The sequence below is a fragment of the Vreelandella sp. 162(4c) genome, assembly GCF_058152265.1.
In genome coordinates, this window is sequence record NZ_CM176981.1 from 5,185,893 (window position 1) to 5,200,787 (window position 14,895).

General features: G+C 54.8%; 13 protein-coding genes. 10 read left to right on the plus strand and 3 right to left on the minus strand.

The annotated features are described in order from the left end of the window. Positions 1–11 precede the first annotated feature (11 nt). A complete protein-coding gene (locus AC4EYZ_RS23940; protein ID WP_022523310.1) occupies positions 12–512 on the minus strand; it encodes a peptidylprolyl isomerase in 501 nt (166 codons plus the stop codon). A 155-nt stretch (positions 513–667) separates the two neighbouring features. Between AC4EYZ_RS23940 and AC4EYZ_RS23945 the strand changes: the two genes are divergently transcribed. From AC4EYZ_RS23945 to AC4EYZ_RS23990, 10 genes are all read left to right on the plus strand, one after another. Beyond that, positions 668–2,347, plus strand: coding sequence for a glutamine--tRNA ligase/YqeY domain fusion protein (locus AC4EYZ_RS23945; RefSeq protein ID WP_022523311.1), 1,680 nt, complete (start codon positions 668–670; stop codon positions 2,345–2,347). A 19-nt stretch (positions 2,348–2,366) separates the two neighbouring features. Then, entirely contained in the window at positions 2,367–3,761 is a 1,395-nt protein-coding gene (gene cysS, locus AC4EYZ_RS23950) for a cysteine--tRNA ligase (RefSeq protein WP_022523312.1), read from the plus strand. Between the two features lie 115 nt (positions 3,762–3,876). Continuing rightward, positions 3,877–4,803, plus strand: coding sequence for a glycine betaine ABC transporter substrate-binding protein OsmF (gene osmF / locus AC4EYZ_RS23955; RefSeq protein WP_022523313.1), 927 nt, complete (start codon positions 3,877–3,879; stop codon positions 4,801–4,803). Between the two features lie 48 nt (positions 4,804–4,851). Beyond that, complete coding sequence (locus AC4EYZ_RS23960) at positions 4,852–6,051, plus strand: ABC transporter permease (RefSeq protein ID WP_022523314.1); 1,200 nt, start codon at positions 4,852–4,854, stop codon at positions 6,049–6,051. Continuing rightward, complete coding sequence (locus AC4EYZ_RS23965; RefSeq protein ID WP_022523315.1) at positions 6,048–7,010, plus strand: ABC transporter ATP-binding protein; 963 nt, start codon at positions 6,048–6,050, stop codon at positions 7,008–7,010. Before AC4EYZ_RS23960 ends, AC4EYZ_RS23965 begins: the two co-directional genes overlap by 4 nt. Continuing rightward, a complete protein-coding gene (locus AC4EYZ_RS23970) occupies positions 6,991–7,776 on the plus strand; it encodes an ABC transporter permease (protein ID WP_022523316.1) in 786 nt (261 codons plus the stop codon). The genes AC4EYZ_RS23965 and AC4EYZ_RS23970 overlap by 20 nt, the downstream gene beginning before the upstream one ends. Positions 7,777–7,958: 182 nt before the next feature. Beyond that, positions 7,959–9,161, plus strand: a complete 1,203-nt coding sequence (locus tag AC4EYZ_RS23975; RefSeq protein ID WP_027959577.1) for a thiamine pyrophosphate-dependent dehydrogenase E1 component subunit alpha — start codon at positions 7,959–7,961, stop codon at positions 9,159–9,161. Between the two features lies 1 nt (position 9,162). Further along, positions 9,163–10,140: an alpha-ketoacid dehydrogenase subunit beta gene (locus AC4EYZ_RS23980; RefSeq protein WP_009287805.1), complete on the plus strand. Its 978-nt coding sequence runs from the start codon at positions 9,163–9,165 to the stop codon at positions 10,138–10,140. A gap of 38 nt (positions 10,141–10,178) precedes the next feature. After that, a complete protein-coding gene (locus tag AC4EYZ_RS23985) occupies positions 10,179–11,432 on the plus strand; it encodes a 2-oxo acid dehydrogenase subunit E2 (protein ID WP_022523318.1) in 1,254 nt (417 codons plus the stop codon). Positions 11,433–11,447: 15 nt separating this feature from the next. After that, on the plus strand, positions 11,448–13,295 hold the full coding sequence (locus AC4EYZ_RS23990; protein WP_022523319.1) for a protein kinase domain-containing protein: 1,848 nt from the start codon (positions 11,448–11,450) through the stop codon (positions 13,293–13,295). Between the two features lie 39 nt (positions 13,296–13,334). Here AC4EYZ_RS23990 and AC4EYZ_RS23995 read toward each other — a convergent pair whose 3' ends face one another. Further along, positions 13,335–13,952, minus strand: coding sequence for an ABC-type transport auxiliary lipoprotein family protein (locus tag AC4EYZ_RS23995; protein ID WP_490204060.1), 618 nt, complete (start codon positions 13,950–13,952; stop codon positions 13,335–13,337). Further along, positions 13,949–14,890, minus strand: coding sequence for an MlaD family protein (locus tag AC4EYZ_RS24000; protein WP_022523321.1), 942 nt, complete (start codon positions 14,888–14,890; stop codon positions 13,949–13,951). Before AC4EYZ_RS24000 ends, AC4EYZ_RS23995 begins: the two co-directional genes overlap by 4 nt. Positions 14,891–14,895: the final 5 nt, after the last annotated feature.

Genomic DNA, 14,895 nt, shown 5'->3' on the forward strand with positions numbered 1-14,895 from the left:
GGCTCCCGGCGTTATTCCGCGTCTTTGACGTACGCGCGCTCGATAATGACATCTTCGGAGGGGACGTCGGCGTGCATGCCGCGGCGAGACGTAGCTACGTTTTTAATCTCATTGACCACATCCATCCCGTCAACGACTTCGCCAAATACCGCATAGCCCCAGCCTTGAAGGCTTTTACCGCTGTGATCGAGGAAACTATTATCGCCCACATTGATAAAAAACTGCGCAGTGGCAGAGTGGGGATCCTGGGTGCGTGCCATGGCCAGGGTGCCAACGGTATTTTTCAAGCCGTTGTCGGCTTCGTTGTCGATAGGGTCGCGGGTCGGCTTTTGGTTGAACTCCTTATCGAAACCACCCCCTTGCACCATGAAGCCGTCAATGACGCGATGGAACAGGGTGCCATCATAAAACCCGTCGCGCACATACTGTTCAAAATTCGCCGCACTAATTGGCGCTTTTTCGTGGTTAAGAGCGATGGTGATGTCACCGTGGTTCGTTTGTAATACGATCATAGATAAATTCCTGTTCAATAAAGGCGTTCGCCTTGGCGCTGTGCATCGGCGTCACGTTATAATAGCGGTTTTGCCCTGCACCGCGAAGGGCTATAGGAGTATCCTATGTCCTCACGGCTCAGCACGCCATCCACCACGAGGTTATCAACACCATCATGACCAACGAGACCACCCCAGCGCCGAACTTCATTCGCAACCAAGTACGCGACGAAATCGAGGGCGGCCAGGTCACTAAAATCGTGACGCGCTTCCCCCCGGAGCCCAATGGCTTCCTGCATATCGGCCATGCGAAGTCGATCTGTCTAAATTTCGGGTTGGCGGAGCAACTGGGTGGCGAGTGTCATCTACGTTTTGACGACACCAACCCTGCCAAAGAAGAGCAGGCTTACATCGATGCGATCAAAGAGGACGTCAGCTGGCTAGGCTTTGAATGGGCAGGCCCGGTGCGTTTTGCGTCTGACTACTTCGACCAGCTCTATGCCTGGGCGCAGCACTTAATGCGTGAAGGCAAAGCCTACGTTGACGACCTGTCGCCGGATGAAATCCGCGAGTATCGCGGCACCCTGACGGCGCCGGGTAAACCCAGCCCTTATCGCGAACGCAGCGCCGAGGAGAACCTGGATTTGCTCGCGCGTATGCGTGAAGGTGAGTTTGGCGAAAGTGAAAAGGTCGTGCGCGCCAAGATTGACATGGCCTCACCCAATATCAATCTACGCGACCCGATTATTTACCGTATTCGTCATGCCAGCCATCACCAGACTGGCGACAAGTGGAAAATCTATCCCTCTTACGACTTCACCCATGGTCAGTCGGATGCTATTGAAGGTATTACCCACTCGATCTGCACCCTGGAATTCGAAGATCACCGACCACTGTACGAGTGGTTTTTAAATAATCTGCCGGTTCCCGCGAAACCGCGCCAGATCGAGTTTGCACGGCTGAATCTCGACTACACCCTGACCTCCAAGCGCAAACTGAAACTGCTGGTTGACGAAAAAATTGTCGATGGCTGGGACGATCCACGTATGCCGACGATCTCCGGCATGCGTCGCCGTGGCTATACGCCCGCGTCAATTCGTAAATTCTGCGAGATGATTGGCGTTACTCGTGCCGACGGTGGCTTGGTGGATATCGCCATGTTGACCCACGCCATTCGCTCGGATCTTGAAGACAATGCCCCGCGCGCCATGTGTGTGTTAAAGCCGCTGAAAGTCGTGCTCACCAACGTGCCGGAAGATCACCAGGAGGTGTACGAAGTCCCTGGTCACCCCGCCCGTGAAGATATGACGGTGCGTCAGGTGCCGTTCAGCCGCGAGCTGTATATCGACCAAGACGACTTTATGGAAGACGCGCCTAAAAAGTTCTTCCGCTTGGCACCAGGTAAAGAAGTACGCCTGCGCAATAGCTACGTGATTCGTTGTGACGAAGTGATCAAAGACGCCGCCGGTGAGATCAGCGAACTGCACTGTTCGGTGGATTTCGATACGCTGGGTAAAAATCCCGAAGGACGTAAGGTCAAAGGTGTTATTCACTGGGTTAGCGCTGCACACGGCGTGCCGATGGAAGTGCGTCTTTACGACAATCTGTTCACCGTTGAACAGCCGGATCGCGATAAAGATGTCGATTTTCTAGAGCATCTTAATCCGGAGTCGCTGGTCGTTTGCCAAGCCATCGGAGAGCCAAGCTTAGCCTTCGCAACGCCCGAGTCACGCTTCCAGTTCGAGCGCGTCGGCTACTTCTGCGCTGACCGTCACGACTCTACACCAGAGCATTTGGTGTTTAACCGTACCGTGGGGTTGAAAGATAGTTGGGCTAAAATCAAGCAGAAGGGCTAAAACAAACATGGATAGCCATATGCATATTTACAATACGCTGACGCGCCGCAAAGAACCTTTCACCCCACTAGAAGCGGGTAAAGTGAGCATGTATGTCTGCGGCATGACGGTGTATGACTACTGCCACCTAGGGCACGCTCGCGTAATGGTCGCCTTTGATGTCATCACCCGCTATCTTCGAGAACGCGGCTATGACGTTAACTACGTGCGCAACATTACCGATATCGACGACAAGATACTCAAGCGCGCCGACGAAAATGGCGAAAGTATCACTGCGCTGACAGAGCGCATGATTGATGCCATGCACGAAGATGAGGCGCGCCTATTTGTATTGCCGCCCAGCCATGAACCGCGCGCCACCGGCCATATCGACGATATCGTGGCAATGATTGAAACGCTGATTGAAAAAGGCTTTGCCTACGCGGCCGATAACGGTGATGTCTACTATCGGGTGCGCAAATTCGCTGATTACGGCAAGCTCAATAACCGCCAGTTAGACGATATGCGTGCAGGCAGCCGGGTTGATGTGGATGTTCATAAAGAAGACCCGCTCGATTTCGTGCTCTGGAAGGCAGCCAAACCGGGGGAGGCGCACTGGGCGTCGCCCTGGGGTAACGGCCGGCCTGGCTGGCACATCGAGTGCTCGGCGATGTCGACCTGCTGCCTGGGTGACACTTTCGACATTCATGGCGGCGGGCCGGATTTAACCTTTCCGCACCATGAAAATGAGATCGCTCAATCCGAGGCGGCCACTGGCAAAACCTACGTCAATACCTGGATGCACGCAGGCGCTGTGCGGGTGAATCAGGAAAAGATGTCCAAATCCCTGGGCAACTTCTTCACCATTCGCGACGTGCTGGCCGAGCACGACCCAGAAGTGGTGCGTTTTCTGCTGGTGGCGAGTCACTACCGTAGCCCGATCAACTACTCGGTTGATTCACTGACCGAGGCGCGTAAATCGCTAACGCGCTTGTACACCGCGCTGGAAGGTCTTGAGCTAGGCGCGGCAAATAGTGATGACGCTTCAGCTTACCGTGAGCGCTTTACTCAGGTAATGGACGATGACTTCAATACCCCCGAAGCTTTGGCGGTGATGTTTGAGCTGGCTCGCGAGGTCAATCGCGCCAAGCAAGAACAGCCTAATGAAGCTGCCAAGCTGGCGGGCGAGTTAAAGCAGCTTGGGTCAGTTTTGGGGCTTCTTCAGCAAGAGCCACAAACGTTCTTAAAAGGCACGCAGCAGCAGGGTATGCCGCTCAGCGAGAGCGAGATCGAAGCGAAAATTGCTCAGCGCATTGAGGCTAAGGCGAATAAAGACTTCGCCCAAGCGGATGCGATCCGCGATGAGCTTGCCGCTTTAGGGATTATTCTCAAGGACTCCCGAGAAGGCACGTCTTGGGTATTAGAAGCACCTTAACCCAAAAACCTTCATCTCTCGTTGGTGGCTTATGCGCTAACTTAAACGCTGATGGCTCTTATAATGACTATAAGAGCCTCGGTCGTTTAAAGCCCACTTCAAAAGGAATTCAAAGATGCGCTTTTCAGCCAATTCTTTCATTGCTAAGCCCTTAATCGCTGCTTGTGCCGTATCCCTCGCGGCATTCTCCCAAGTCAGCGCTAACGAGCCTGTGGTGGTGTCATCCAAAATCGATACAGAAGGCTCTGTTCTGGGCGAGCTGATTATTCAGACCCTGGAGCGCAATGACATTGCGACCGAAAACCGCTTACAGCTGGGCGGCACTAGCGTTGTCCGCACTGCGCTTGAAGCGGGCGAGATTGACCTTTATCCAGAATACACGGGTAATGGCGCGTTCTTTTTCGATATGACCGACAGTTCAGTATGGAATAATGCAGATCAGGCTTATGAAACAGTGCGCGAGCGTGATGCGCAGCAAGGCTTGATATGGCTGCAGCCTGCCAGCGCTAATAACACTTGGGCAATGAGCGTCCGCGAGGATGTTGCCGAGGAAAATGAGCTGGTGAGTCTAGAAGATCTAGCCGCCTATTTGGCCGACGGTGGCGAGTTCAAATTTGCTGCAAGCGCTGAGTTTGTCGAGTCTTCACAAGCACTGCCTGCATTTCAGGAAGCCTACGGTTTTGAGTTAAGTGACGATCAACTGTTGGTGCTCTCTGGTGGTAATACCGCCGCTACCATGCGTGCGGCCGCCCAACAGACCAGCGGTGTTAATGGCGCGATGACCTATGGCACGGACGGTGGCTTAAGTGCGCTGGGGCTGGTCGTGCTGGAAGATACCAAGGGCGTGCAACCGGTGTATCAGCCTGCCCCCGTGGTTCGTGAAAGCGTACTTGAAACCTATCCAGAAATAGAAGCGCTGCTCAATGAGGTTTTCACTAGCCTTGATCTGGTCACTCTGCAAACGCTCAATGCCGATGTCGCCGTTAACGGGCTGTCTCCATCCCAAGTGGCCAGCGACTACCTCGATTCGCTTAATAATTAATGCCTGGTAATCTTATAATTTAATGCTAACGCTCGGGATAACTAATTAATGTCGTTGATGGATGCACTGCCCACCCCGCGGCTTCGTTGGGAAGGGTGGCACCCTAACGTTGTGCTCGTTAGCCTGAGCCTTATTATGCTGGCTGCATTCTGGTTACTTGATGTGGTCAGCATGGCCCCCAACCGGATTGTGTTAGGGACGGGGCATGGCGCACTGGAGGCTTTTGGCTGGCCAGGTGCGCTATTGGCAACGCTATTGCTCTCCTTTATCGGTATTCTCGCGTGCCAGCCAACCCATCGTCACTACCGAGCGCTGTTAGCGGCGGTGATAGTGATCATGGCGCTAATGCCAGTGGGGTTGATGGCGAGCAGCTATTTACTGATTGACCCTGAGATGCCTCAAGCGCGTTTAGGCATGGGAGCGGCGTATTGGGTTGTTCTGTTTGTACTGCTGCTGTGTTTAGTAGAACTACGCTTGCGCTTAAACCTCACGCGGGTATGGCCCACGCTATTGCTATGTGGTGTCGCGCTGATGTGGTGGCTCTGTGCAGCTTTTGGGCTGGAGACGCTTGCCCTCGTTCAAGAATTTAAAGCCCGTGATCAACAGTTTCTAAGCGCCGTCGCGCAGCACATTAAGCTGGTCAGTATCGCCGTCAGTGTCAGCATTGTGCTTGGGCTGGCACTTGCCATGCTGATGCGCCGCTATGCCCGGCTGCAGAAGGGCGCGTTTGCTGTGCTCAATTTTCTTCAAACCATTCCCAGTTTGGCGCTATTCGGTCTACTGCTGGCGCCGCTAGCCTGGCTTGCCACCAACGTGCCTTTTTTAGCCCAGCTTGGCGTTAGCGGTATTGGCACTACGCCCGCCTTAATTGCACTGATTGGCTACAGCCTGCTGCCCATTGTGCGCAACACCTATACCGCGCTTGAACAAGTCAGTCCCGATACATTAGAAGCCGCCAAAGGCATGGGCATGCGTGCCGGGCAGCGTTTTTGGCAGGTGCGGTTACCGCTGGCGCTGCCGGTGCTGTTGGAAGGGGTGGGAATTACCACTGTTCAGGCCATTGGGCTTACCGCCGTTGCCGCTCTGATTGGTGCGGGCGGGTTAGGTACTTTTATTTTTCAAGGCTTAGGTCAGGCCGCCATGGATATGGTGCTGCTTGGCGCACTGCCTATTTTAATGCTGGCTCTGGTGGTGGATGCGGGCTTAGGTGCCTTGGCAGAAGCGCTGCGCCCCGGAGGAACAAGATGATCGAACTATCCCACGTATCCAAGCGGTTTGGGGATGAAACCGCGGTGGACGATATTTCTCTACGGGTGGCGAAGGGTAAATTCTGTGCGTTAGTGGGTACCTCGGGCTGTGGTAAATCGACCACCTTGCGCATGATCAATCGCTTAATTGAGCACAGCGAAGGCGACATCATCCTCGATGGGCAGGCGATAGACGCGTATGACCCTGTAAAACTACGTCGCCGGATTGGCTATGTGATACAGCACACCGGGCTGTTTCCCCACTGGAACGTTGCGCGCAACATCGGTCTGGTGCCACGGTTATTGAAGTGGTCAGCAACGGACGTCCAGTCACGGGTGGCCGAGCTAATGCATTTGCTCGGTTTGCCAGTGGATGAGTTTGGGCATAAATACCCGCATCAGCTTTCAGGGGGGCAGGCGCAGCGAGTGGGTGTTGCGCGTGCCCTGGCGGCAGACCCGGATATTTTGTTGATGGATGAACCCTTCGGCGCGCTTGATCCTATTACCCGTGAAAAGCTACAGGATGAGCTGGCCAAGCTACAAGCACGGCTGCATAAAACCGTAGTGTTTGTGACCCATGATATGGATGAAGCGCTTAAGCTGGCGGATCACTTAGTGGTGATGCGCGAAGGTCGAATCGTGCAACAAGGTTCACCGCTGGCGCTATTACAAAGCCCTGCCGACCCTTTTGTCGAGTCGCTTTTAGGTGGGCTGGAAAGAGGCCTTAAACAAGCCGCGTTAACCCGTGTGAAAGATCATATGACCTCTATGGGGCCTACCTTGCCCGCGCAGTCGCGCATCCCTGGGACTTTCTCGCTACGTCAGGCGCTTTCCATGATGCTGCGCGATCATAGCGACCGGTTGACCGTTGTTGACCAACATGATGTGCCGGTCGGTGAGCTATCGTTGCGGAGAATTATCAAGGAGGCTCAACTGGACAATGGAAACCCGCGTGAGTAACTCGCTAAGCGTCGCCCAGCCCCACAAAAAAGCCCCACAATGGCTATGGCCACTGTTTTGGGGGGCGCTGCTAATGATGAGCGTCTTTGCCATGTCGGCTGCCGAGCCCCTATTTCGCTGGATTGAGCCCGATGCCCGGCAAGTCATCTACGATCGCGCCGGTTTTGTCACTTTGCTAGGCCGCCACCTCTTTGTCGTCGGCATTGCAGCGGTGGTGACCATTATCGTGGGAGTCGCGGCGGGTATCGCCGTTACCCGCAGGTGGGGGAGTGATTTTCTACCACTGGTGGCCCAGTTGGCATCACTAGGGCAAACGTTTCCTCCAGTGGCGGTTCTGGCGCTGGCGGTACCCGTTCTGGGGTTTGGCACCTTGCCCATTATTGTCGCTTTAATGCTCTACGGGCTATTGCCTATCGTGCGCAATACTCTTGCTGGTTTGCAGGGCGTCGAAGGCGATATTAAAACGGCTGCTCACGCTATGGGCATGAAGCCAACGCAAATCCTGTGTCAAGTTGAGCTCCCTCTGGCAGCACCGGTCATTCTGGCGGGCATCCGAACCTCGGTGACCATCAATATTGCCACTGCCGCGTTAGGGGCTACCGTGGGAGCAAGTAACCTTGGTGACCCGATTATCTCCGGCATCGTGAACGGCAATATGGCCTATGTGGTTCAAGGGGCGCTGACCATTGCATTGTTGGCCCTGACGATTGATAGCTTGTTCGAAGTGTTGCAGCGTCAACTACGTGCGCGTATCTCTGATGACTGATTTTTCTGCGTTTTAACCTCTCTGCATCTTAAGTAGCATCCCTAAAGTCCTTGCGCTGCGTTATTGTCCTAAATGTTGTGGTAGATAGATGTTGCGTTGACCTATGACAGATAAATCCACTGGCATAAACGGTCAATACCAACAACACTGCCCTCAAAAGGGGCAAAACAAGGACAATAATGATGACACAGTACGTACACCAGCCGGACTTCATGACCGGCGACGAATTTTCAATTCCTACTTTCAGCCTGCTTAACCCAGAAGGTGAGCTGCATAGCGACGCTGATGAGCCCGCGCTTGAGCGTGATCACGCCCGGCGTATCTATCAGGCGATGCTGGCCACGCGTATTCTCGATGAACGTATGATGGCTGCTCAGCGCCAGGGGCGGTTGAGCTTTTATATGCAGTGTACCGGGGAAGAGGCCGCTGTAGTGGGCGCCACTGCTGCGCTAAATGACGCCGATATGATTATGGCGCAGTACCGCGAGCAGGGCGCTTTAATGTATCGCGGCTTCTCGATCGACGAATTCATGAATCAGCTGTTCGGCAACGAGCTGGACTACGGCAAAGGCCGCCAAATGCCGATTCACTATGGGTCGCGCAAGCTGCACTACATGACCATCTCGTCCCCCTTAGCGACTCAGATTCCTCAGGCCACGGGCTACGCCTACGGCCAAAAATTGGCTGGTAACGGTCACTGCACGTTAACGTTTTTTGGTGAAGGCGCTGCCTCCGAGGGTGATTTCCACGCCGCGCTGAATATGGCCTCAGTGCATCAGGTGCCGGTGATTTTCTTCTGCCGTAATAATGGCTATGCCATTTCCACGCCTGCCGTCGAGCAGTTTGCCGCCGACGGTATCGCCCCCCGAGCCTTTGGCTACCACATGCACGTGATCCGGGTAGATGGTAACGATGTGCTGGCGGTCTACGAAGCGACGCGGCAGGCACGCAAGATCGCCGTTGAGAAAAATCAGCCGGTATTGATCGAGGCCATGAGCTATCGCCTTGCCGCGCACTCCTCTTCCGACGACCCCTCTGGCTATCGCTCGAAAGATGAGGAGGAGGTGTGGCGCGCCAAAGACCCACTGCTGCGGCTGCAAAAATGGCTCTTGAAGAAACAGTGGTGGAGCGAAGAGGAGGAGGCTACCCAGCAGGAAACCCTGCGCCGTGAAGTACTGGAAACCATGAAGCGGGCTGAGAAGCGCTCATCGCCGCCGCTAGAGAGCCTGATCAGCGATGTGTATGCCGATATAACCCCATCGCTGCAGCGCCAATTCGATCAGTTAAAACGCCATATCCGTCGCTACCCAGAGGCTTATCCCCGCGGGGCGCAGTCGTTGGATTTAGACGTGGGCACCGAGACTGATACTCAGGGAGAGGCGTAACATGGCTACCATGAACATGCTCCAGGCAATTAATAATGCACTGGATATCGCCATGGCAGAGGATGAAAAAGTCATCTGCTTTGGTGAAGATGTGGGTATTTTTGGCGGCGTATTTCGGGCCACCAGTCACCTGCAGGAGAAGTACGGCAAAGCGCGCTGTTTCAATACGCCACTTGTCGAACAGGGCATTATCGGCTTTGCCAATGGCTTGGCGGCCCAGGGCTCGGTGCCTGTGGCAGAAATACAGTTTGCCGACTATATCTTTCCGGCGTTTGACCAGATCGTTAACGAAACCGCCAAGTTCCGGTACCGCTCAGGCGATCTGTTTAACGTTGGTGGTTTGACGATTCGCACTCCTTACGGTGGCGGTATCGCTGGTGGCCTTTATCACTCTCAATCACCGGAAGCTTATTTCACCCATACACCTGGATTAAAGGTGGTGGTGCCGCGCAACCCATACCAGGCTAAAGGGCTACTGCTTGCCGCTATTCGCGACCCGGATCCGGTGCTTTTTCTGGAGCCTAAGCGTCTTTATCGTGCTTCAGTCGGTGAAGTGCCCGAAGAGGATTACCAGCTTCCCATTGGCGAAGCCGAAATCACCAAGGAGGGCACGGATATTACCGTGGTAGGCTGGGGCGCGCAGATGGAGGTGATCGGCAAAGCGGTCGAGCTAGCCGAAGAGCAGGGCATCGCCTGTGAAGTGATCGACCTGCGCTCACTGCTGCCCTGGGATGCGGATACGGTGGCTGAATCGGTGTTAAAAACCGGCCGACTGGTGGTGAGCCATGAAGCCCCGTTAACCGGTGGCTTTGCCGGTGAAATCGCTGCCACTATTCAAGAGCGTTGTTTTCTCTACCTGGAATCGCCCATTGCCCGGGTGACGGGTCTGGATACGCCTTTTCCACTGGTGCTGGAAAAAGAGTATCTGCCTGATCACCTGAAGATTTTTGAAGCGATTCGCGAAAGCGTCAACTTTTAGTGGCTATTAATGCCTAAGTACGCATGGGGAGAAAAACAATGAGCGATTTTTTATTGCCTGATATTGGCGAAGGCATCGTCGAGTGTGAAGTCGTCGAATGGCGCGTCGCTGAAGGCGATCAAATTGAAGAAGATCAGCCTATCGTTGAAGTCATGACCGACAAGGCGCTGGTGGAGATTACCGCCCCCGAAGCCGGTGTGGTGACCAAACTGTATGTGGCCCAGGGCCAAATTGCCAAAGTGCATGCGCCGCTGTATGCCTATCAAGTGGATGGGGCTAGTAACAATAATAGTGAGGCCGAACCAGACGGTGCGCAATCGGCCGCCAGTGAAAAGCCAATGGCACAGACGACAGAATCGTCCAACCCTACAGGTATTCCGGCTGCTGGCCGCTTATATGACAAGGTGCCAGCCAGCCCCGCCGTTAGACGCCTAGTGCGTGAACACTCTCTACAGCTCACGGAGATCGCTGGCAGCGGCAAAGACGGTCGGGTGCTAAAAGAGGACGTGTTGGCGCATCTGGATCAAGCACTCCAAGCTTCAGCTTCATCTAGCCAAACCGTTGTTAACAACCAAGCTGAAACTCAGGCACCCAGAGTGGAGCCCCTCCGCGGTGTGCGGGCGGTCATGGCCAAGCGCATGGTCGAGGCAGCCAGCACCATTCCCCATTTTCACTACGGTGAAGAGATCGACGTTACTGCACTGTTGGCGCTGCGGGAGCGCTTAAAGCCGCTAGCCGAGGCTCAGGGCGAACGGCTGACGCTAATGCCGTTTTTTATGAAAGCCATGGCGCTAGCCGTCGCCGAAGAGCCTATCGTTAATGCCCAGTTAAATGCGGCTGGGGATGAGCTGCACTACTACCCCCATTGTAATATCGGTATGGCGGTGGATAGCAAAGCGGGTTTGATGGTGCCCAATGTCAAAAACGTTGAGCGCTTAACCCTGTTGGAAATTGCCCGGGAAGTCGGCCGGCTAACCACCTCGGCGCGGGAGGGGCGGGTTGATCAGGCGGATCTAAAAGGCGGCACCATTAGTATTTCCAATATTGGGGCGTTGGGAGGTACCTACGCCGCGCCTATCATTAACGCCCCCGAGGCCGCTATTGTGGCGATTGGTAAAACCCAGTGGCTACCACGCTTTGATGAGCAGGGTGCGGTACAGCGCCGGGCGATCATGACCATCACCTGGGCGGGCGATCACCGTTTTATCGACGGCGGTACCATTGCGCGTTTCTGTAATGCCTGGAAGGGCTTTCTCGAAGCCCCAGAGACCATGCTGCTTCACTTAGGCTAGCAAGCAAGGTGACTTATGTCCCAGGCACCGCTTCAGCAGTTTTATATACCTGAAGAGCAGTCGGTCTATCTGCTGAGCCATCACGATGCCCGTAAGCTTAAAGACTGGGTAGCGCTATGCCAGGCGCAGCTCTCCCAGTTGGGCTATCAGGGCATCGAGCTCATTGGCAAGGGTGCCTACGGTTTTGTATTTGCCGGCAGCACCGTCCACCAAGGCGCTAAAGCGCATTATGTCTTTAAATTCTCCCGCATTACCCTACCTGTGCACTTGCAGGAGCGCCTCGAAGAAGAGGCGTTTATGCTGGAACAGGTGTCCCATCCACGCATTCCAGGTCTTATTGCTTACCAGCGCTCCCGGGGGCAGTCCATTCTGGTAATGGAGCGTGCCCCCGGCTGGAATTTAGAGCAGGTATCGCTTAAGCAGGGGCGCCTCTCTCCACGCTTGATTGTGCGCATTGCGGCGCAGTTGGCCGACATCCTGCTTGCCCTGCGGCAGGAGTCAGGGTCCCAGGCACGTCCGGTGGTGCATGGCGATATTAAGCCTTCTAACTTGGTGTATGACGCCGAGCAGGAGTCTATTGCGTTAATCGACTGGGGCTCATCGGTATTTGCCCAACTAGACGCGCAACTGCAGTTTGTGGGCGCCAACGTGATGGAGCTGATGTCGGACAATTTGCAGCAAACCAATGCCCGCCTGGGCGATGTTTACTTTATCGGCGAAGAGCAGTTGAACGGCGCACTGTCATCGCCGCGATTCGACGAGCAGGGCGCGGCGGGTACCCTGTATGCGCTGGCGTCGGCGCAGTCGTGTCGATTTGGCCATCGGGCGATTCCCGCCAGTTCGCTGGGGTTGCCGATGGAGTTTGCCCGCACCCTGGATGGCATGCTCGACCCCGACCCTCAGGTACGGCGCAAAGCGGGCGACTACTTTTTAAAAAACATGCCGCGAATGGCCAGGGTAGTAATGATCGATCTGCCCACATCGCTCAGTGTCCCGCTGGTACCGGTATGGGCGCGTCCTGCGCATCAGGAGATCGATACCGTGGTATATAGCTCGCGCAAAGCCTTTCTACGCGAAGCGAATGCACAGGAAACCCTGAATGATGTCAATGATGTGCAGTTAGACCGCTACTACAAGCAGTTTATGCAGGGTATGGGGGAAACCGAAAAAGCCTTTTTGGCGTCGGTGAGCCGCCTGGGCAAATATCCGGTGGTAGGGGGATTGGCGGTTCGCTGGGAGCGTGAGGGTGTGTATATCGATTCGTCGTTAAATTTACACGACCCTACGCTGAAGCCCGCCTTTATTGAAGCGGTCAATAATATGGTGCACTTGGCGCGGGCGATTCATCGTCAGGGCGTGTTTAAAAGCTGCTTGTTTAATGCCCGGCAAACACTGCACTTAGAACGTACTTCCGTGGATGAAGCCTTCGTTAGCGAACCCAGCATGGCGATAGGCTATGAGTTGAGCGCAGTACCGGAGCTTGAAGATCGCACCCGTCAGCACAGCTACTTCGAAGATGGCCCCGACCCAGAAGAGCTATTGGTGCTGCCCGAGGCGATTATGCATGTGCTGCAGCAGCTCAATGACATTCACCATACCGGCATGATCATTTTTGAAGCGCTGCCACAACACCTCAAAATACATAGCTACTATCGTCTGCTGGATCCGGCTCGAGAGGACGAGTTCCGCACGCTGCTGGCGCGCATTCTCGCCTCGGTAGACCAAATCGAGGGCCTAGGCGTCTCGGGCTACATGAAAATGCCCTACAAGGACACTCGCTACTTTGCGCATCTGGAAAGCCAGCCAGAGCGCTACTACCCCCGCGACCCGCGGGAGTATGTCCGAAGGGCAACAACGTCCTAATTACACGGCTTAGTTAGGTCTGGTTTAGTCCGTTCTAGCTTAGTCAATGGTGGCTTCCTGCTGATTGGCCAGCCAGTTGACCAGCTGCTCAGTAAGTTCGTCGCTAGCAGCACCAAATGCATCAACCACATCAGGAATATCGGTGCTTATAGATTGCGCGCTGGTGGTAAAGCTCTGAGTAGCGATTGAAGCGCGGTTTTGAGTGCTGACGAGCTGAACATCGAGCTGAACCTTCACCGTGGGCGGACGGGTAGCGTAGTCGCTCTGAAAGTGACGTAGTTCACTCAGTAGCAATAGCTCGGAAGGCAGGCTATCGCTACCCACGCTGGCAAATAGGCGGCTCTGCTGTAACCCAGTGATCAAGCGCGATTGGAGTAAAGCAGGGGCATTCTCTTGCCAGCGGGCAGCTTCGTACACATTAACCACATTATCCTCTGGGTAAACCACAATGCGGTTGCTACTCAGTAAATGCCCCGCCTGTGGGGCCGCCACTGCCAGGCGTTGGCGGGTGGTCATAGAATCTGATGTGACGGGCTGTATATCGCTACTGGGCAGACGATACAGGGTCGCTGGCTCACTTTCGGGCAATATTGAGCAGCCACTGCTGAGTAGCAGCGCAGCGCTAACTAAAGCGATGGCGGTGGGGCGTAATGTCATGGGCGGAACTCCTCTACCTGATCACGGCCCAGGAAAAAGTCTGTTGGGCTCTCCTCTAGCTGGCGGGTGATACGATCCAGTGTATCGAGTGTTGAGCGTAGCGAAGAGAGCGCCGGGGCAATATCTTGCGCGCCCTGCAGGCTGCCTTCGATGGCACCAGCGTTAGTCTCCACTAATTGCTCAATGCGTTGAGCCGCCCGGGCCACATCGTGGCTCGCATCAGCGGCACTCTCCATTACCAGCCGGCCATCTTGACGCAGTAGCTGTGTCGCTTCCTGGCTAAGTTCGTCGATGCTGCTAAGCGTGTTAGTTGCCTGGCGAGTGGCTTCGCCGAAAAGCGCCATATTCTGGTCTAGGGCGTTCTGCTGGGCGGCAATCATTTCGGTGATCTGAGCAATGTTGGTTAAAATACTGCCTGCCTGGTCACGGTTATTATCGTCAAACAGTTCGTTGACGTTTTGCAGGATTGAATTGATGTTTTCGATCATATCTTCGCCCTCATCAAACAGCGTAGCGATGGGCGAAGGGTCTGCGTTTATAAACGGTGCTTCGATATCGGTTTGGTCAATTAGCAGTGGGGCTTTAGGGGTGCCGCCGTGAAGTTGCACGGACATGCTGCCGGTGATGCTGGCAAAGGCAAGTTTTGCCCGGGTGTCTGTCTTAATCGGTGCGTCATCGTAGACGCGGATATGGGCAATCACTTGCCGAGGGTCATCAGGATTAAGGTTAAGCTCGGTGACGTCCCCCACCTCAATACCGTTATATTGCACTCGGCTGCCGACTGATAAGCCGCTCACGCTGCGCTCAAATAGAATGCGGTAAGGCTGGTAGCTACGTTCGCCTGCTGCATAGCTCATCCATAGTGCAAACAGCAGCGCGCCAGCGGCAGTGGCCAGCGTGAAGAGACCGATTAAAACGTGATGCGCCCGTGTTTCCATGTGCA